The 21,551-nt window shown below is 38.7% G+C and carries 12 protein-coding genes; all 12 read left to right on the plus strand.

Translation table 11 applies throughout. The annotated features are described in order from the left end of the window. Complete coding sequence (ubiE, locus tag MCS_RS05085) at positions 1-783, plus strand: bifunctional demethylmenaquinone methyltransferase/2-methoxy-6-polyprenyl-1,4-benzoquinol methylase UbiE (protein WP_024864144.1); 783 nt, start codon at positions 1-3, stop codon at positions 781-783. Between the two features lie 2 nt (positions 784-785). Beyond that, positions 786-2,372, plus strand: coding sequence for a 2-polyprenylphenol 6-hydroxylase (ubiB, locus tag MCS_RS05090; RefSeq protein WP_004856186.1), 1,587 nt, complete (start codon positions 786-788; stop codon positions 2,370-2,372). A 69-nt stretch (positions 2,373-2,441) separates the two neighbouring features. Continuing rightward, positions 2,442-3,836 (plus strand): bifunctional phosphopantothenoylcysteine decarboxylase/phosphopantothenate--cysteine ligase CoaBC, encoded by a 1,395-nt coding sequence (gene coaBC, locus MCS_RS05095; RefSeq protein WP_004856187.1) that lies wholly within the window; start codon positions 2,442-2,444, stop codon positions 3,834-3,836. 504 nt (positions 3,837-4,340) lie between these two features. Next, the gene (locus tag MCS_RS05100) at positions 4,341-5,060 is read left to right on the plus strand and encodes a sulfate transporter family protein (RefSeq protein WP_004856188.1); all 720 of its coding nucleotides are present in this window, start codon (positions 4,341-4,343) and stop codon (positions 5,058-5,060) included. Positions 5,061-5,511: 451 nt separating this feature from the next. Then, complete coding sequence (gene accD / locus MCS_RS05105; RefSeq protein ID WP_004856189.1) at positions 5,512-6,432, plus strand: acetyl-CoA carboxylase, carboxyltransferase subunit beta; 921 nt, start codon at positions 5,512-5,514, stop codon at positions 6,430-6,432. Positions 6,433-6,435: 3 nt separating this feature from the next. Continuing rightward, positions 6,436-7,755: a bifunctional folylpolyglutamate synthase/dihydrofolate synthase gene (locus MCS_RS05110; protein WP_004856190.1), complete on the plus strand. Its 1,320-nt coding sequence runs from the start codon at positions 6,436-6,438 to the stop codon at positions 7,753-7,755. Positions 7,756-7,798: 43 nt separating this feature from the next. Next, positions 7,799-8,797 carry a complex I NDUFA9 subunit family protein gene (locus tag MCS_RS05115; protein ID WP_004856191.1) on the plus strand — a complete coding sequence of 333 codons (999 nt, stop codon included), beginning with the start codon at positions 7,799-7,801 and terminating at the stop codon, positions 8,795-8,797. A gap of 343 nt (positions 8,798-9,140) precedes the next feature. Continuing rightward, positions 9,141-10,538: an adenosylhomocysteinase gene (gene ahcY, locus MCS_RS05120; RefSeq protein WP_004856192.1), complete on the plus strand. Its 1,398-nt coding sequence runs from the start codon at positions 9,141-9,143 to the stop codon at positions 10,536-10,538. Between the two features lie 38 nt (positions 10,539-10,576). Beyond that, positions 10,577-13,042 (plus strand): sensor histidine kinase, encoded by a 2,466-nt coding sequence (locus MCS_RS05125; protein ID WP_004856193.1) that lies wholly within the window; start codon positions 10,577-10,579, stop codon positions 13,040-13,042. A gap of 53 nt (positions 13,043-13,095) precedes the next feature. Further along, complete coding sequence (locus MCS_RS05130) at positions 13,096-14,586, plus strand: bifunctional tRNA (adenosine(37)-N6)-threonylcarbamoyltransferase complex ATPase subunit type 1 TsaE/phosphotransferase (protein WP_004856194.1); 1,491 nt, start codon at positions 13,096-13,098, stop codon at positions 14,584-14,586. A 283-nt stretch (positions 14,587-14,869) separates the two neighbouring features. Beyond that, positions 14,870-17,992: a double-strand break repair protein AddB gene (gene addB / locus MCS_RS05135; protein ID WP_004856195.1), complete on the plus strand. Its 3,123-nt coding sequence runs from the start codon at positions 14,870-14,872 to the stop codon at positions 17,990-17,992. Beyond that, positions 17,989-21,465, plus strand: coding sequence for a double-strand break repair helicase AddA (addA, locus tag MCS_RS05140; RefSeq protein ID WP_004856196.1), 3,477 nt, complete (start codon positions 17,989-17,991; stop codon positions 21,463-21,465). Before addB ends, addA begins: the two co-directional genes overlap by 4 nt. Positions 21,466-21,551 lie beyond the last annotated feature (86 nt).

Genomic DNA, 21,551 nt, shown 5'->3' on the forward strand with positions numbered 1-21,551 from the left:
ATGGCAGCTGAAACAGAACGTGTAGGAGTCAAAGGTGGAATGGAGCGCTCTTTTGGCTTTACAAGTGTAGATGAAACGCAAAAACAATCCATGGTTGATGATGTGTTCCACTCTGTCGCTGAAAACTATGACAAAATGAATGATATCTTATCGTTTGGGCTACATCGTGTTTGGAAAAACTCTATGGTTGCATGGCTCTCTCCACCAGCTCTTTCCAGCTGGAAAGTTCTCGATGTAGCTGGTGGTACTGGTGATATCGCCTTTCGTATCCTTAATGCTTCACGCCAACAAGCCCGTGCTACAGTCCTCGATATTAATGGTTCAATGCTTAGTGTTGGCAAAAAACGTGCACAAAAAAATGGACTCGCTCCTCTCATTGATTTTGTTGAGGCAAATGCAGAGCATCTTCCTTTTGAAAATCAAAGTTTTGATGCCTATACTATTGCCTTTGGAATCCGCAATGTACCTCATATTGATCGAGCTCTTACAGAGGCTTTTCGTGTTTTAAAACCTGGTGGGCGCTTCTTATGTTTAGAATTTTCAAATGTCGATGTGCCTCTGCTTGATAAAATTTATGATCTTTGGTCCTTTCATGCTATCCCAAAACTTGGTCAACTCATTGCAAATGATGGCGATGCTTATCGTTATTTAGTCGAATCTATACGCAAATTTCCTAAACAAGATGATTTTGCCTCTATGATTAGTCATGCTGGTTTTTCACGGATATCCTACCGTAATCTCACAGGCGCAATAGCAGCGCTACATTCAGGCTGGAAGATTTAAGAATGGGGCAAATTTCCACTTACTTTCAATTAATGCGTGCTGGATGGGTCTTAGCACGTGAAGGCGTTTTGAGCGCTCTTCCTAGCGATGATCTTCAAGGATTTCCAGCATTTGTGCACCGAATAGCAAGTGTATTAGCGCGCCGCAAAACGAAAAAAAAACAACGATCTGAAAATATTTCTTATGCCATCAACAAACTCGGTCCCTCCTACATAAAACTTGGTCAATTTCTTGCTACTAGACCCGATATTGTCGGACGTGATATTGCAAAAGACTTATCACTACTACAAGATCGCGTCCAAACATTCTCCTGTACTGCTGCCATCACGCAAATTGAAGGTTCGCTTGGTCAGCCTATTCATGATTTATTTACAAACTTTTATCCTCCTATTGCTGCGGCTTCTATTGCTCAAGTTCATCCAGCTGAATACTATGATGAAGCTGGTTGTATAAAAAAATGTGCCGTTAAAGTGATCCGTCCTAATATCAGAGCACGTTTTACTAAAGATCTTAGAAGCTTTTATCTCATCGCCCATTTACAAGAACGTTATGTGCCTGCCTCTCGACGCCTTCGTCCTGTTTGTGTTGTTGATACCTTAGCACAAACCACACGCCTTGAAATGGATTTACGGCTAGAAGCGGCTGCCATATCAGAAATGGCTGAAAATATTCAACATGATAAAGGTTTTCGAGTCCCCCAAATTAATTGGGAGCGAACAGGACGTAATGTTTTAACAATGGAGTGGATCGATGGTATAAGAATATCCGAAATTTCTGCACTTAAAGAAGCTGGTTTTGACTTGAAAGCGCTTGCAACAACACTTATTCAATCTTTTCTTCGTCATACATTGCGCGATGGTTTCTTTCATGCCGATATGCATCCTGGTAATTTATTTGTAGATTCAAAAGGATGTATTGTTGCTGTTGATTTAGGCATTACTGGGCGACTTGGCAAAAAAGAAAAGCATTTTCTTGCTGAAATACTATATGGCTTTATTACGCGCGATTACCATAGGGTAGCATATGCACATTTTGAAGCAGGATATGTACCTTCACATCACAATATTGAAAGCTTTGCTCAAGCAAATCGCGCTATCGGCGAACCAATTCATGGACAATCAGCGCAGAGCATTTCCATGGCTAAGTTGCTCACACTGTTGTTTGAAGTTACCGAATTATTTGATATGCAAACACGACCTGAACTTTTATTATTACAAAAAACTATGGTTGTCGTGGAAGGTGTTGCCCGCACATTGGATCCAGATTTTAATATGTGGAAAGCATCTGAACCTGTTGTTAAAGAATGGATTGGCAAAAATTTAGGACCAGTAGGGTTGGCAAAAGATTTTAGTGAAGGAGCACAAGCACTCCTTTCATTGGCGCGTAAAACACCGCAATTGATACAAAACTTCCAAAATATGGAAGAAAACCTCAATCAAATGATCAAAACAGGATTCCATCTTTCTCCCTCCACCCTCAAACAACTTGCTGCTGAGCAAAGTCGCACCAACCGTTATGGTCGTTATAGCCTTTTTATCATCGCTCTTTGTTGCATTTGTTTCATTTTTTTATTTTTTCATCTTTTCTAATCTGTTTAATATGCTAAAGAATACCAATAATGAAATCATTACAATCACTTCATTTCTTGGATATATTTTATGGCTAGCATTACCATTCGCAACCTTTCTTCTAAAGCTAAAGAAGCTTTACGTATACGCGCTGCGCAAAATGGTGTTTCTATGGAAGAGGAAGCTCGTCGTCTTTTAAGCAACCCCACTATTCCGGCTATACACACCTCTCAAGCAAGCAGCATCGAAACGCAATCATTGCTATCAAAATCGCTCCTTCTAATTATTGGTGGAAGTATTGCATCTTATAAAGCGCTTGATCTGATTCGTCGCCTACAAGAACGTGGAGCACGTTTACATATTATCATGACACAAGCAGCGCAAAAATTTATTACTCCCTTAGCTGCAGAAGCTCTCAGTGGTGGTACTGTGTATAGCGATTTATTTTCGCGTGAAGAAGAACACGACATCGGTCATATTCGGCTAGCACGTGATGCTGACCTTATTATTTTAGCGCCCGCCACTGCCAATCGTATTGCAAAAATAGCCAATGGCATAGGAGATGATTTAGCTGATTGTGTGCTTTTAGCAGCACGCTGTCCAATCTTAATTGCACCGGCCATGAATCCCGCCATGTGGACACATCCGGCAACTGTTCGTAATGTTGCACAATTGCGTGCAGATGGCGTTCATATCGTAGGGCCAGAAATTGGAAAAATGGCTGAACGTGATGAAACAGGTTGTGGACGCATGAGTGAACCTTTAACCATTGTAGCATCAGCAGAAGCTCTTTTGGAAGTTCAGGAAAAACCACTTTCTGGACGCCATTTCATTGTAACTTCTGGTCCTACCCATGAACCAATTGATCCTGTACGTTATCTTGCAAATCGCTCGTCAGGCAAACAAGGCCATGCCATTGCAACAGCTCTTGCACATTTTGGCGCCAAAGTAACACTGATTTGCGGTCCTGTTGATCTTTCTGATCCACAAGAAGTAAAAACCATTCATGTTGAAACAGCATGTCAGATGTTACAAGCTGTTCAAGAAGCATTACCTGCTGATGGTGCTATTTTCGCTGCTGCCGTTTGTGACTGGCGTAGCCAAACGCAATCTTTACACAAGATCAAAAAGAGCGCAAATAAAACACCGCCCTCTTTGCATATGGTTGAAAATCCTGACATTTTAGCAACAATCGGTCATGCTCAAAATCGCCCTCCATTAGTGATTGGTTTTGCTGCTGAAACGTGTGATATCATTACTAATGCGCAAAAAAAATGCGCCGAAAAAGGCGCTAACTTCATTCTTGCTAATGATATTTCTCTTCATGATGATGGTACAAGCGTTATGGGCGCTGATACAAATCAAATCTATCTCGTTAGTAAAGGAAGCATTGAACAATGGCCACATATGAGTAAACAACAAGTCGCACAAAAACTCGCAAATATTATTGTGTCATTTTTCTGCTCTTCCTCTGTTACACATTAAAATAAACGAAAAGCATCCCATTCTAAATGAAAAAATTTGCTTGTATTTTAAAAAAGATATGAATTAAAAAATCGTTTGAGAAAAGATTTAATATATCTTTTACCAACTGTCTCCATGCAAAAGCAGCCACAACATTAAGAGTTGATAATAAATTATGGTGCCATTGTGCTACTTCATAAGTATAAAACAATGATGCCAATAGATTTTACATTTAGTATTCATAAGAACATCGTGCGATAGGTTTTAGTGTAAAGTGAGATGTCTTTCTAAAACAAGTGCATAAATGAGTAGTGCAATAGTTTATTATTCTTCATGAATAATGTAATCCTATAAAAACAAGAAAATTTTCTCTGTTTTTATTGACTGTCGATTTTTTATTCTATGGACTTCAATAGCTCATAAAAGATAGTCTCTACAAAATAAGCACATCTATTCATACGCGCATAAAGTGTTTTTTTAAGCAGTCTCTTGTTTTTTGTCTCTCTTTATCTTATTTACTCTTCTATGTTTTTTACTGCCGCTTCTCGCGCTCTGCAACGTCTTCTGACTCCACAATATCGTATTATGATATTGAAATCATTAGGTATTACTTTTGTTGTACTTACCATCCTATGGCTATGCGCACGTCAAATATTTATCTCCTATTTTTGGCCTTGGATTGCCGATTTTCTTCCAGGATTACCAAGTTGGGCCGGATGGTTTGGGGTAAGTGCACTTATTGTTTTAAATTTTGGCTTGGCGTTACTTATGGCTTTTTTCATTGCTCCAATCACAGCTATGATTGGAGGTTTTTTTGTTGATTCTGCTGCTGAAATTATTGAAAAAGAAGATTATCCTAACGATCCTATTGGACAAGCTATGCCATTTGGGCGCTCTCTCATTCTCTCTTTAAAATTTGTTACCTTAAGTCTTCTTGGAAATGGAATCGCTTTTATTTTATTTCTCATTCCAGGTGTCAATTTGATTGCTTTTTATACTATTAATGGTTACTTGCTTGGTCGTGAATATTTTATGTTTGCTGCTTATCGCTTTCGATCTGAACAAGATGCTCGTGCTTTTTTACACACACATTACGCAACAGTTTTTTTTGCAGGTTTACTGATAGCACTTTTTGTTTCCATTCCTATTCTTAATTTAGCAACACCACTTTTCGCAGCCGCCTTTATGACACATTTACACAAAATGCTCTCTCAAAATGCTACCAAATATATCATACCTAAATAATGGTATGCATTCCTTTAAAGATAACACAACGCTTGGATATCATGGAAGCAAAAGACAAGTTTATTCCTTGAAAAAACCATTTTCATTCCTCTCATTAAGATTTTTCAAGAAAAAAATCTTGCTCTGATGCTAGCCTTTCGCTAACATAATCCCCATCGCATCCATTATTTTTATGAAGTTTTATGCCTTATTTAATTTTACAGTTATGAAGCTTTTGTTTCAAGTTTGTACTGTTGGCATTAGTAATTGACGAAATGTTGATTTTTCGTCAGAAGAAAATGAGGAGTTTGCCATCCAGCACAAGCTATAAATATTAATATAAAAGCAAAAGAACAGACAATATAAGATATTAAAATCGCTTATTTTACCAGAAAAGCGAATCCTATAATACAGTCTTATATTTCCTCACATTGCGCAAAAATACATAACATTTAAGAAGAGAGACACAAAGATGAACTGGATTACAAATTATGTTCGCCCTAAAATTAACTCCATATTAGGGCGCCGTGAAATTCCAGAAAATCTATGGATAAAAGATCCCACCAGTGGTGAAATGGTCTTCCATAAAGACCTAGAAATGAATCAATATGTGATTCCTACTTCTGGTTACCACATGCGCATAAGTGCTAAAAATCGTCTCATGCATTTTTTTGACGATGGTATTTATACTCTTATTGAAAATCCAAAAGTTGTAACAGACCCTTTAAAATTTCGTGATGAAAAACGCTATATTGACCGATTAAAAGATTATCGTTCCAAACTTGGTGTTGATGATAATATTTTAAGTGCACAAGGCACTATTGAAGGATTATCAATTGTTGCAATCGTTCAAGATTTTGCCTTTATGGGTGGATCTCTTGGCATGGCTTCAGGAGAAGCTATCATTAAAGCTTTTCATACCGCAATTGAAAACAAATGTCCTTTGGTTCTTTTTTCCGCTTCCGGTGGAGCACGTATGCAAGAAGGAACACTTTCTTTGATGCAAATGCCTCGTACAACCGTAGCAATTGAAATGATGAAAGAAGCAAAACTTCCATATATCGTGGTTCTTACCAATCCAACAACCGGTGGCGTTACTGCATCTTACGCCATGCTTGGCGATATACACATTGCTGAACCCGGCGCTATGATTGGTTTTGCGGGGCCACGTGTAATTCAACAAACCATCCGCGAAACTTTACCAGAAGGTTTTCAAAGTAGTGAATATTTACTCGAACATGGCATGATTGATATGGTCATATCACGTTTAGAAATGAAAGCGACTATCGCACGCCTTTTACGCTTGATGATGAAATGCCCTCCAACTGTTCCTTCTTCCGATTCATCCTCAACAAATTCTCAAACATCGCTTTCTAAAATAGAAGCAGCTTAGATTATGCAAACCAGCCAAGTACAAGGAATGATAGATGATTTACTGAAAAACTATCCTAAAAAATTTGATCTTTCTCTAAAGCGTATTTTTCGCCTTTTAGAGCGTCTTGGTAATCCGCATTTAAAGCTTGCACCTATCATTCACATTGCCGGAACAAACGGAAAAGGATCTGCTTCCGCAATCTGTCGCGCCCTTTTAGAAACTGCTGGTTACCGCGTTCATGTATATAGCTCTCCTCACTTGGTCAACTGGAATGAGCGCTGTCGAATAGGTCAAATAGGAGGCGGACAACTTGTTCCAGAAAGCAAACTAGCCGAAACACTACATCAAGTTATAAAAGTAAATCATCAAGAACCCATCACTATTTTTGAAATTTTCACAGCTACTGCTTTTATGCTCTTCAGCACCCATCCGGCTGATGTAATCATCTTAGAAGTGGGACTAGGAGGACGTTTTGATGCTACAAATGTCATTCGTAAACCAGCTGTATCGCTTATTATGCCCATTGACTACGATCATGAAACCTTTCTTGGAAACACAATTGCACAAATCGCTTTTCAAAAAGGGGGAATTATTAAACAAAAAGTTCCTGTAGTCATCGGTAAACAAAATTATGATGAAGCTCTTTCTGTTTTAACAACTTTAGCTGATAAAAATAAAGCACCTTATTATCTATTTGATCAAGATTATCAAAGCTATACAGAACATGGTCGTATGGTCTTCCAAAACAATCATGGTCTCATGGATCTTCCACTTCCTAATCTTATTGGAGCACACCAAATTGCTAATGCTGGAGCCTCTCTTCAAGCAGTGCATCATGCAGGTTTTCAGCTTTCAGAACAAACTATAAGTTATGCTTTGCAAAATATTTATTGGCCAGCCCGTATGCAACATCTTACTCAGGGATATTTAGTTGATCAAATGTCTCCTGATATCGATTTATGGCTAGATGGTGGACATAACCCCGCTGCTGGAAAAGTTGTTGCGGCAGAACTAGCCAGATGGAAAAAAAAATCAAACCGCCCTATTATTATGATCGTCGGTATGCTTAATACTAAAGATGCTGTAGGTTACTTTCGCCCTCTCGCAAATCTCGTAGATGAAGTCTATACAATCCCATTGATGAATAACAATGCGGCCCTTTACCCGACAGATTTAGCTAAATCAGCTAGAAAAGTAGGACTCTTTGCTACCCCACAAGCTCATATCCAAGAGTCTTTACGTAAAATTAATTCTGAGCATAAAAAAGCTATTGTTCTTATTAGTGGCTCCCTTTACCTTGCAGGCGATATTTTACGTGACAATAAAACACCTCCATGTTAGGGTTTGGTCGTTTACAGAGCTTTAAAAGATAGACCTTTTCATCATGCAACTTGATTGTGCACTTTATCAACATCCTAAACTTATTACCGTTTTCGGCGGTTCTGGTTTTGTAGGGCGGCATATTGTAGAAACTTTAACCAAAAGAGGTTATCGCGTTCGCATTGCTGTTCGTCGTCCGCAAAAAGCTTACTACATGCTACAAATAGGAGAAGTAGGGCAAACTCAAATGCTTCAAACGGATATAAAGCATCGTGCCTCTGTTGCACGTGCGTTGCTTGGAGCAGATGGCGCTGTATTTCTTCCTGGAAGCTTAGCACAAGCAAATCAGTCAAACTTTCAAAATATACAAATTGATGGTACACAAAATGTTTCTGAATTAACAGCAGAAGCTGGTATTCCACTCATTTACATGTCAGCACTTGTTGCTAATCAAAACACTTCATGTCTTTATGCACGCGTTAAAGCTCTGAGTGAGAAAATAGTTCAAAACAAGCATCCTCAGGCCATTATTATGCGTCCATCTGTTATCTTTGGCCCAGAAGATTACTTTTTTAATACCTTAGCAGACTTATCGCGTTTTTTACCAATTATGCCCCTTTTTGGAGGTGGACAAAGTAAATTGCAGCCTGTTTATGTTGGTGACATCGCCGAATTTGTTGCACGCGTTTTAGAAGGAAAGGTTATTTTTGGAAAAAGTTATGATCTTGGCGGCCCTCAGATTATGACATTTCAAAATATCCTTGAAAATACATTGAAAATTATACACCGTAAAAAGACAATTCTATCCATACCATTTTCCATCGGACTTTTTATTGGAAGTCTTTTGGGAATTATCGGTAAATTGCCTTTCATACCAACATTGTTAACAGCTGATCAGATACGCTTCCTACAAATGGATAATATTGTCTCTCCAAAAGCAATAGAAAATGGATGCACTTTAGAAGGAGTTGGTATTGTTCCCAGAGCAATGGCTGCATTTTTGCCTAGTTATCTTTGGCGCTTTCGCCCACATGGTCAGTTTTCCACAAACTTTCCAATCTAGTGTATATTTAGTTTTATACATATTTTGTGAATCAATTCATTACTCCTTCACAAAGGAAAAAGAGATTGTTTTGGCATAATTTAGCAAGACTCATAGTGATTTTTAGTTGCTGCACCCCCTCCTATAATTATAATTAAAAAAATAAACGAATACTAACTAGCGCAGTGTTACACACTCAAAAGAATCCTGTATTAAGTTCTTTTATCTCCTGCTGAAAACATTATCACACAGATTTATAAAATTTTGAAAAAGATTTTTTCACATAAAGCAGCTTTTATATCTACTTGCATTTTTTTTTAATTTCTCCTACCGTTTTAAAAAACCGATTTTAAAGGAATAAAAAATGGCAGCTCCAGATTATGTTGTCAAAGATATCGCACTTGCTGCCTACGGTCGTAAAGAACTTGATATTGCTGAAACAGAAATGCCTGGTTTGATGGCTTGCCGTAAGGAATTTTTTTCCAGTCAACCTTTGCGCGGAGCACGTATTTCTGGTTCATTGCACATGACCATTCAAACAGCAGTTTTAATTGAAACATTGAAAGCGATCGGTGCCGACGTGCGCTGGAGTTCTAGCAACATTTTTTCCACGCAAGACCACGCAGCAGCAGCAATTGCAGCGAATGGTACTCCCGTCTTCGCAGTCAAAGGTGAAAGTCTTGAAGAATATTGGACTTACATAGATGCCATTTTCCAATGGCCTGATGGCAATCTTTCCAATCTCATACTGGATGATGGAGCAGATGCTACAAACTATATTTTAACAGGCTATCGTGCAGAAACGAATAAAGATATTTTGTCTCATCCTAAAACAGAAGAAGAGGAATTTTTTTTCAAACAAATTCAAAAACGTATGGATATTACACCAGGTTTTTTCACACACCAACGTGCAGCAATTAAAGGTGTAAGCGAAGAAACCACAACAGGTGTACATCGTCTACATCAATTACAAAAAGAAGGACTTCTGCCTTTTCCTGCCATTAATGTCAATGATAGTGTCACTAAATCGAAATTCGATAATAAATATGGATGCAGAGAATCATTAGTAGATGGCATCCGGCGTGCAACAGACGTTATGATAGCTGGTAAAACTGCCATTGTCTGTGGTTATGGTGATGTGGGTAAAGGCTCAGCAGCCTCTCTTTCAGGTGCTGGAGCCCGCGTTAAAGTTACAGAAATAGATCCGATCTGCGCCCTTCAAGCAGCTATGGATGGCTATGAAGTTGTTAACTTAGATGATGCTGCCTCCAGTGCTGATATTATCATCACAACAACGGGCAATAAAGATATTGTCCGATTAGACCATATGCGACAAGTGAAAGATATGTGCATACTTGGAAATATTGGCCATTTTGATAATGAAATCCAAGTAGCAGCTCTTAGAAATTTGCCGTGGACGAATATTAAACCTCAAGTCGATATGATCACCTTTCCTGATGGGAAACGCATCATTTTGCTCTCTGAGGGGCGTTTACTTAATCTTGGCAATGCCACGGGACACCCTTCTTTTGTCATGTCAGCCTCATTTACCAATCAAGTTTTAGCGCAAATTGAACTCTTTACCCGTTCAGAACACTACAAAAATGAAGTAGCCGTTTTGCCCAAGCACCTTGATGAAAAAGTTGCGCGCCTTCACCTTGATCGGCTAGGAATAAAATTAAGCGTTTTATCAGAAGAACAAGCTGCTTATATTGGAGTTACACCACAAGGACCCTATAAACCAAATCATTACCGTTATTAAACGTTTCCTTGGGTCAAAAGAAAAAAGGAAAACGCATCGTGCTCAACTTTGGTGATATTACCCCCAAAGAAAAAGCTCAAAAAATGATTCGAGTTTGTATTCATATTTTTTGCCTTTTTTTTCTTTTTTCTCCAACACGCGTTGTTGCTCAATCATGGGCAATTCACTTACCATCTACTTTTACTTTACCAGATGGACCATGGCTTCTCTTAGCGCTCTGTGGAGGAATTTCTTGCGCCTCATTTCTTACATGTATGATAGTCATTATGTGTGCAAAAAAAGCTTCACAAAAGCCTTTGAAGGTAATTCAAGCAGATATTTCTGAAAAGCTTCACTATTATGAATGGCTTCTAGAAGTAACTGGACAATACCTTCTCATTTGGGAAAATCCTACAGCCCTACCGCGTGTGGTTGGCAATATTCCTGCACTGCAAAAAGCAGGAATTCATCAGCAAAATTTTCAATGTTTTGAACAGTGGCTTGAAGAAAACTCTTTACGGGAGCTCAATCACGCCCTGAATCAATTGCGTTGTCAGTGTCATCCTTTCGAGCTTTCTGTCACCACTACAAACAATATGCTATTACAAGTGACAGGGGTCATAGCAGGAACCACTGCTATTGCACGTTTTCAAGATATCTCACCACAGCAGAGCAAAATTGCTCGTTTACAAAAAGATATTGCTCAAATCCTTACGGAATTAAGAATGCAACGTAATCTCCTTGATCTTATTCAAGAACCGGTATGGATACGAGATTATGAAGGCAAAGTATGTTTTATCAACCGTGCCTTTAGAGAATTAACAGGCTTCCAAGAAGGTAATAGTGAAGTCATTGATCTCTTTAATGAAACAACACAAAACAAAACAGATGATACAGAAACAGTCTTTCAAGAACATGTTTATACGGTCATTGATGGAGAACGGCGTCGTTTTCATCTCACGCGTATCACAACATCAGAAGGAATGGCAGCTTTTGCCCATGATGACAGCACATATGAAAACCTTGCCAATGAACTAAGACGCGTTCTTCAAAACCATTGTGAAACACTTGATCAGATTTCAACAGCTGTAGCCATTTTTGATACCAATCAAAAATTAAAATTTTGCAATCAAGCTTTTAAAATTTTATGGCCGCTGGAGAGTTCTTTTCTAGAAAGTGAACCAAACCATACATTACTGCTCGAACGTTTGCGGGAAAAAGGGCTTATTGGAGAACATCCTGATTGGCGTGCGTGGAAAGAAGAAATTTTTAAAGCCTATCAACAAACGGAATCAAATCAACAAATTTGGAATCTTCCCGATGGACGCACAGTGCGTGTTATTTCTAGTCCTCATCCACAAGGAGGTGTTACTTGGCTCTACGAAAATCTCACAGAAAAAATTGATCTTGAACGACGCTATAACACATTGATTAAAATACAAGGTGAAACACTTGATAAACTTTCTGAAGGAGTGGTGGTTTTTGGCACAGATGGACGCCTTTGTTTATCAAATCCGTCCTTATCGAAATTGTGGTCTTTGCCTTATAATTTACTGGTAGAAGGAACCCATATTACACAGTTACAAAATCATTGCTCATCCCAAACTGTAGGAAAAGAATGGGATAAATTTACCCAATTTATTACGGGTTTTGCAGAAAAACGTGACACATATTCAGGTCGTATGGATCTAAAAAATGGAACAATCATTGATTACACAGTGGTTCCCCTCCCCAATGGACAAACAATGCTCACTTTTGTTAATGTTACGGACACTGTCCATGTCGCGCGCGCTCTTCAAGAAAAAAATGAAGCTTTAGAAAGTGCTGACCGTCTGCGTAATGAATTTGTCCAACATGTTTCCTATGAATTGCGCACACCTCTTACCAATATTATAGGATTTTCCGATATTCTACGTGATCAAATTTTTGGCTCTATCAATGAACGTCAAAAAGAATATCTTGGGCACATTCACTCAGAATCAGACACTCTTTTGAATATTGTTAATGATATTCTTGACCTTGCAACCCTTGATGCAGGTATTATGGAGCTAGACATACAGCTGGTTAATATTGCCGATGCTATGATACACGCAGTAGCACGTGTGGAAGAGCGTCTTAACGGACGCCATATTACACTTTTACAACAAATTTCTCCCTCCTTAAATGTTATTTCTGCTGATGCAACACGTTTGCACCAAATCTTTGTTAATGTTCTTAGTAATGCGATTAATTTCGCAACAGAAGCAAGCACGATTGAATTTTGTGTGGATGAACAAGATAATAACATCGTCTTTAGTGTTCACAATGAGGGATCTGATATTCCAGAAGATATTCTTGATCGCATTTTCAAACGTTTTTCTTCTCATTCCCATCATGGTGGACGTGCAGGAGCAGGTCTTGGACTTTCTCTTGTCAAAAGCTTTGTTGAACTTCATGGTGGTCATGTTGAAATTCTTACCGGCGCAGGACAAGGAACAACGGTTAAATGTTTTTTCCCAATTCCCAAAGGAGATAAAATTTTTTAATCTCGTTTTTATTGTTACAGAACTTTTTTCTTATCCATTTCATGGAACTTTTAATGCATTTTAGTTTTTTTCTCGAAGATGAAGAAGCCACAAAACTTTTCGCACAAGATTTAGCTCTTGCCTTAAAACCAGGTGATCTTGTAACACTCCAAGGTGATCTTGGAGCAGGAAAATCAACCATCGCACGGACAATTATTCACACACTTGCTAATAACAATAATCTGGATGTTCCTAGCCCAACTTTTACTCTCGTTCAAAATTATCAACTTCCACAATTTGAAATTCTTCATGTTGATCTTTATCGCCTTTCTATGAAAGAAGAAATTGATGAGTTAGGACTTAATGAAGCACGTGCGCAAAGTATTTTACTCATTGAATGGCCAGAAAAAGGAGAAGATATCCTAGATCCTGCTACCTTTGCAATTACCTTACAGCACGAAGGCTCTGGGCGTCGTGTGACTCTTAAATCAGCACAACATTCTATTGAGCGTCTACAGCGATCTTTTGCAATTCGCACATTTTTAAAAACCCATAACCGTAGTCATGTTCATCGTCGTTTTTTAGCTGGAGATGCTTCAGCACGTTCCTATGAACTTTTGGATGATGGCCATTCTCAAGAAGTTCTTATGAATGCACCAACCATGCAGATGGAACAAAACACAGATCTCTCTTACATAACAATGGCACATCTTGCGCAAGATATTCGTCAATTTGTAGGAATTAATCAGCTCATTTTAGATAACGGATTTTCTTCTCCCCGTATTTTTGTCGAAGATTTTGAAAAAGGCCTTTTGATTCTAGAAGATTTAGGAGATGAAGGAATTTTAGATCAAAGTAGTAATCCTTTGGAAGAGCGTTACATCGCCTGTAGTGAATTATTGGCTTCCTTTCACCAAAAATCGTGGCCTTCTGAAAAACAATTTGCAACATTTTTGCTTCAAATTCCCTCCTATGATTGCCAAGTACTACAAACAGAACTCTCCTTATTGTTAGATTGGTACGTACCCTTTCAAATGCAAAAAAACTTAGATCAACAACAGCGTGAAGATTTTTTTACCTGTTGGCAGCCTTATCTCGACAACCTCACCCAAGGAGAAAGTACTTTTGTTATGCGCGATTATCATTCACCCAATATTCTTTGGCGTGCGCATAAAGAAGGAAATGCCTGTATTGGTCTACTTGATTTTCAAGATGGATTAAAAGGCCCAACAGTTTATGATCTCGTCTCTTTAGCACAAGATGCACGTGTATTTATTTCACCAATACTCGAAGCAAAAATTCTTGATGCTTATTGCAATGCACGTCATAAAACACCACAATCTTTTGATGAAGATGAATTTCGTAAGCTCTATACATTTGCAGGTGCTCAACGGGTTTCAAAAATTTTAGGAATTTTTGTACGTCTCCATAAGCGCGATGGAAAATCAGCTTATTTGAAACATATCCCCCATTTACAGGATTATCTTGCCCGCAATCTCTCACACCCGATGCTTGCACCTTTACAAAGTTTTTATCAAGAAATAGGCCTCCTTTCAAAAGCATAATAGAATTTCATACTTTAACCTTTGCAAAATACTCTTCATCCAAGCAATCTACTTTTACTAAAGAACGTGAGGATAAGTGTATGCCCGCGGGCATTCCTCTTTTTCCAAACCTTTTATGAGAATTAATAAATATTAATCTACTCAACTAGCGACTTAATCAAAGTTAAAAAAATCTATTGCACAAGTATAGCTTTTTAGTTTTTCCCTGCATGAAAATTGTATACAGTAGAGATAATGCAAACAATCCATAAAATGGAATATTTTCTATTACACATGAGATCACATGACTTATAAGCCGCGTGTTTTTTCTATTTCTCCAGGAACTTCTTTTTTACCACATTTTGTTGATGCACTACTCTCCGGTGCTCTCATTGACAACTTTACACAAAATGGAGATATTCAGGCTGCCCTTGCTGATACTCTTATCTATGTACCAACACGCCGTGCTGCGCGCACTTTACGTACAGCTTTTGTTGAAAGAAGCGCTACACACTCAACCTTTTTGCCAACCATACGCCCCTTAGGAGATCTGGGTGAAGATAGTTTCCTTTTTGTTGAAAACTATACCAGTATCCTAAACCCCCCGATTGGAGAAAGTGAACGCCTTCTGCTTTTAGCGCGTCTTATTCGTCCTTGGCGTGAAAATTTACCTGCTCATTTGCGTGCTATGTTTGGTACAGAAGATGTGCTTATTCCTGCTCATACTGCCGATGCAATTTGGCTTGCCCAAGATTTGGCACATTTGATGGATGAAATTGAAACAGAATCAGCAGATTGGTCAAAACTTAAAGACATTGCACCTGATATGGTAGCTGAATGGTGGCAAATAACCCTAAATTTTCTCACGATTGTAACGCAAAATTGGCCAAAAATTTTACAAGAACGAAAACGAAGTAATCCTGCAGAATGGCGTAATCAAGCACTCAGAATACATGCAGAGACTTTACACACCACACAACCCAATACACCTATCATTGCTGCCGGTGCAACAGGTTCTATTCCCGCAGTTGCGTATCTTTTAAAAGTGATCTCGCGACTACCAAAAGGAGCTGTTATTCTTCCTGGACTTGACTTGCATATGGATGAAGAACAGTGGGAGACATTAGGAAAAGTTCATGAAGAAAAAACAGCGTGTGATGTTTTCAATCATGCAGTGGATGCTTTTAGTCATCCTCAATATCATTTAAAAAAACTGCTCTCTCTCATAGGATGTTTGCGCACTCATGTTCGCGAAATTGGCCAACAAAGTGCAATAAAGAAAAAACGTGCAGCTCTTTTATCAGAAGCACTTCGACCAGCCTCAACAACAGACCGATGGACACAAATTGTCCGTAATGATTATGAAAATCTTTGTGAAAATTGGTCATTCATTGAGGCTATAAACGAGCGCGAAGAAGCTCTTGCTATTGCTGTTGCTTTACGTAATGCTATTGAAGAACCTCAAAAAACTGCTGCCCTTATTACAAATGATCGTAATTTAGCACGCCGCGTCGCAGCTGAATTACAGCGATTTGGAATTGAAGCAAATGATTCAGGAGGAATACCACTAGCACAAACACTGCCTGCAACTCTGTTACGGCTTCTTTTAGAAAATGTGTTTCAACCGCATAATCAAATTGCCTTTCTTTCGCTTCTTAAACATCCACTTACAACACTTAAACAAAGTCGTCATCGCTTACGCGAAATGGCCGAAAATTTTGAACTTTTTGTTCTTCGAGGTAACTTCAGTCGTATCAACCTTTGTGAATGTGATCAATTTCTTGAAAAATGGATGAAAACACGTTCCCAGAATACTTCTGATGACTGCACTCTTGATCGACAAAAGAGTGAAGAAGCACATCTACTTTGTCAACTTTTGATCAAAGCTATAGAACCTTTAGCATCTCTCATGAAACAAGAGAAAGAATGCACCATTAATGAAGCCGTAGTAGCAACAGTTGAGGCTTTTGAAAATTTTGGACGTGACGAAAACGATTCTCTTGTCCATCTTTATCAAGAAGAAGCGGGACAAGCCCTTTTAACTTTTTTGCGTGAATTGGTGTGTGATCAATCAGGACTAAAATTTCGTCTTTGCGAATGGCCCGCTATATTTTCAGCGCTCATAGCAACACGCTGCGTTACACCCTCCCCCGGAGGACATCCACGCTTATTCATTTGGGGCACTTTGGAATCACGATTGCAAACAGTGGATACAGTAGTCATCGGCGGTCTTAATGAAGGATCATGGCCTATTACAACCTGCAATGATGCTTTTTTATCGCGTCCAATGAAAATGATGTTAACCCTCGAACCACCCGAACAGCGTATTGGTCTTTCCGCGCATGATTTTCAATGGGCAATGGGAATGAATAAAGTGGTGATGAGCAGAGCACTACGGGTTAATCATATTCCTTCACTTCCTTCGCGTTGGTTACAGCGCTTAGAAACGGTTATAGGAAAACAAATTTGGAAACAAATCCGTGCACGTGGGGAAATATTGCTTCATTGGGCAAAAATGCTTGATAATGCAAACGTGATTGCTAGGGCCACCCGTCCTTGCCCTGTCCCTCCCCTTAAAATGCGTCCACGTCATTTTTCTGTCACTGAAATAGCAACATTACGATATGACCCTTATACTATTTATGCCAAAAAAGTCTTGCGGATCAGACCGCTTAAGGCGCTCATTCACAATCCTGGTGCTGCTGAGCGGGGAACGCTTTATCACGCTATTCTTGCTGCTTTTGCTGCACAAATAAAGAATCTAAATGCCGAAAATGCATTAGATATACTCCTCACGCTCGGACGACAAGAATTTGATAAGTTTAATTTACCTGCCGATGTTGAAACAATCTGGTGGACAAATTTTGAAAATCTTGCTCCTTTCATTCTTCAATGGGAACAAAGTCTAGAGCCTCGAACACGATATGCTGAAGTGGAATCGCAAAAAATACCCATAGGTACAACAGGTGTAACTCTTTCAGGACGCGCTGATCGTATTGATGTATTGCCAAACAAAACGGTTGAAATTATTGATTTTAAAACCAGTACACCACCCTCAACAAAACAAGTTCGTGATTTATTGTTTCCACAATTGGCACTAGAAGCAGCTTTGTTAATGAAAGGAGCCTTTGCAGATTTTAAAAATTTTACCCCCTTAAATCTATTTTACATCCCCCTCAATGGAAAAGGTGAAATTACTCCTAAATCAGTTTTTTCAAAAAAAGGGGGAAAAGAGCACCAAAGTGTCATTAACCTCGGTGAAAAAGCATGGGAACATCTTATCGCATTAATAGAGTATTATAAAAATCCACAACAAGGCTATCTTTCACACGCAGTTCCCATGATAAAACAATATGAAAATGACTATGACCATCTGGCACGCTTATGGGAATGGTCAAACGGATTTCATAAAGGGGATCAATCATGACTCTTTTTTCTATTCCTGAAGCAGCCCTTGATGCACAAGCAACGGCAACACACCCAAAAACAAATGTATGGGTTTCTGCAAATGCAGGCTCTGGAAAAACTCATGTTCTAACCGAACGCGTTATTCGTTTGCTTGTAAACGGTACTCCCCCAGCACGTATTTTATGCCTTACTTATACGAGAGCCGCCGCTGCTGTTATGCAATCACGGATTTTTCGTACGTTATCCAGCTGGAATGAGCTTGATGATGCACATCTTAAAGAAATATTATCTAAACTCGAAAACAAACCTATCAATGCAAAAAAAATAACTTATGCACGCCAACTCTTTGCTCGTGCCTTAGAAACACCTGGTGGCTTGAAAATACAAACTATTCATGCATTCTGCGAATCTCTCTTGCATCAATTTATGCTAGAAGCCAATATTGCTGGACATTTCGAACTCATAGATGATGTCAACCGCAAAAAACTACAACAAGAAGCTCGCTGCCAACTCCTAAAGCATAATGATGCACAACCCGCTTTAAAACAACTGCTTAAGGTTATCAGCGAGCACACTTTTAACCAATTGCTGTATGAAGCAACTGAAAAGCAACATAAACTGTCTGGTTTCTTGTCTTTCCTTCTATCTGAAAATGCAGAAGAAAAACTACGGGCACTCTTTAATTTAACGCCTGATGAAACAAACAAACAACTGCTGGGAAAAATTCAACAAGTTGCTAGCATGCCTCTTTATGCCCTTAGTCATTGTCAAACCTATGGTGACAAAAGTCTTAGAGATACTGTTGAAAAATTTTCTCAGTTAGCAGCTACCTCTGATGAAAAAAACATCATTAATATTATTTCAGATATTTATTTTAAAACGAAAAATGATCCCCGTAACTTTTCACTTTTATCATCCCACAAATCAAATGAAATTTGGCCCTCTATTCAACAAATGATTAAAGAAAAACAAAGCCAACTTTCCATCCTTCTAGAAAAATATCAATGCATCAAAACAGTCACACTCAACATGGCCGCTTTTCAGCTTTGTGACATTTATCTTAAAATCTATGCGAATTTAAAAAAAGCCAATGGTTTTTTTAATTTTGATGATCTCATTGAGCGTACACTCCATTTGTTGCAACGTGAAGGTGCAAGCCAATGGGTACACTATAAACTTGATAATGGTCTTGATCATATTTTGCTTGATGAAGCACAAGATACTAACCCTGATCAATGGAAAATTATTCAACTTTTAACGCAAGAATTTTTCACAGGTCATAGTCAACGTACAAATATACGCACTCTTTTTGCTGTTGGAGATGAAAAACAATCTATATATTCTTTTCAAGGTGCTGCTCCAGAAAATTTTGCTACAAATGGCAGAATAATTCAAAAAAAAGCAGAACAAGCAAAGCTGAAGTTTGAAAAAATAAAACTGAATTATTCTTTTCGCTCCACAGCCGATATTCTTAAAAGCGTTGATCTTGTTTTTGAAACACCAGAAAATTACAAGGGACTTTCAGCAGAAAATACAAAAACGGTACATGAAGCTATTCGTGTTCATAGCCCAGGTGAAGTTATTTTATGGGATGCCATTTCTAAAGAAAAAAACGCATTTCCTGATGATTGGCATTTAACCGTTGATCAGTCAGATACCCCAGAAGTCCGTTTAGCGGAAAAAATTGCTGAAACAATTGCAGCCTGGTTACACAATGGAGAAATGCTTCCAGCAAAAGGCCGTTTGTTACGTGCAAGTGATATTATGGTCTTGGTTCGTAAGCGTAATCAATTTGCCTCAGCGCTTTCTCGTGCCCTTAAACAACGTAATGTACCCGTCGCCGGTGCTGACCGCTTACAACTTACAAAACATATGAGTGTACGCGATTTAATGGCGCTTGCACGTTTTGTTTTGCAAACACAAGATGATCTGTCTCTTGCCTGTGTTTTAAAAAGTCCGCTCTTTGCGCTTAGCGAAGAGGAACTTTATCAACTTGCTGCTCACCGTACAGGTTCCCTTTGGCAAAGCCTTTGTAAACAGGCATCATCGCATATCCCTTTTAAAGATGCTTTTGAAAAGTTGAGTAAATATCGTATTTTAGTGGATAAAATACCAGTTTTCGAATTCTATAGCTATATCTTAAACAATGACAAGGGACGACTAAAGATTCTTGCTCGCTTAGGATCGGAAGCAAATGACGTGCTTGATGCTTTTATGGATTACACACTCACGATTCAAAAAACAGGTTTGCCAGGATTGCAAGCTTTTTTGGAAACATTAAGTGTAAGTGAACCAGAAATTAAACGTGAGTTTGACCAAAATCATGAAGAAATTCGTATCATGACTGTTCATGCTGCGAAAGGACTGGAAGCTGCTGTTGTATTTCTGGTTGATCCCGGTAGTGCAATCTGGCATCCTCAACATGCTCCCCACTTACTTAAAATTCCCTTGAACAATACACATTTGAGTGACCAACAAGCTTTTATCTGGCATCCTAATGCAGAATTCGATACAATGCCTTCTAAACAAGCAATTTCGCACTTAAAAGAGCGTGCAGAAGAGGAATATAGGCGCCTTCTCTATGTAGGAATGACACGCGCTGAAGATCGATTATTTGTTTGCGGATATAGCAGTGAACGAAATACCCCTCATACGTGGCTACAATTGGTAAAAAAAGCTCTCAAACCGCATGCGGTTCCCATAAAAGGTCCCGCAGAAGATATTGCAGCTTGGCGTTATTGCATCACAGATTCTTCTTCTACCCCAATAAACCAAGAAGCATCTTCTGCTGAGTGCCAAGCATTTCCACCTCTACCGGATTTTTTCTTCCATAAAGTGCCAGAAGAACCAGTCTTACCAAAACCGTTAAAGCCCTCTGTTGCCAGTCTCTCTATTGAAGATGATACAGTGTTCTCCTTCAATCCAAAACAATTCACTGTTTCTCCTGTTTTAGGAGAAACAAACACCCATAGGGCTTTCTCCATTGAATATGGTCATCTTATTCATAAATTGCTCCAATATCTACCCGATTGCACTCCTCAAAAACGTCAAGAATATGCTCGAAACTACCTCAATACTAAAGCCTCTCACTGGCAAGAAATTCAAAGAGAAAATGCACTACGCCATGTTTTGCAGATCTTGAATTGTTCGTACCTCAAACCACTTTTCTCTGAATCTTCACATGCCGAGGTTTCTTTAATGGGCATTATAAAAATTCGTGGAAAGGAACGCGCAATTTCTGGTCAAATTGATCGTTTATACATAACAAAAAACAGTATTATCTTTGCTGATTTTAAAACAGGAATCCCACCAGAAAACGAAACTGGTATCGCCCCTCATTATTTGCTACAAATGGCTCTTTACCGAAAATTGCTGCAAGCTATTCATCCCGATAAAGAAACTCAAGCCCTTCTTGTTTACAGTAAAGAAGCCAAAATTTTCAAACTTTCTCCGGAAAAACTCGATGCACTTCTTGATGAAATTGCCTTATAAGCTAAGAAACTTCTCTTATAATTTATCTTTGCAACAACTTGATATGAAGTGCCATCATACCAATCTATAAAAAGGATATAAAGGAT

Origin of the sequence: Bartonella doshiae NCTC 12862 = ATCC 700133, from assembly GCF_000278155.1 — a bacterium.
GTDB lineage: Bacteria > Pseudomonadota > Alphaproteobacteria > Rhizobiales > Rhizobiaceae > Bartonella > Bartonella doshiae.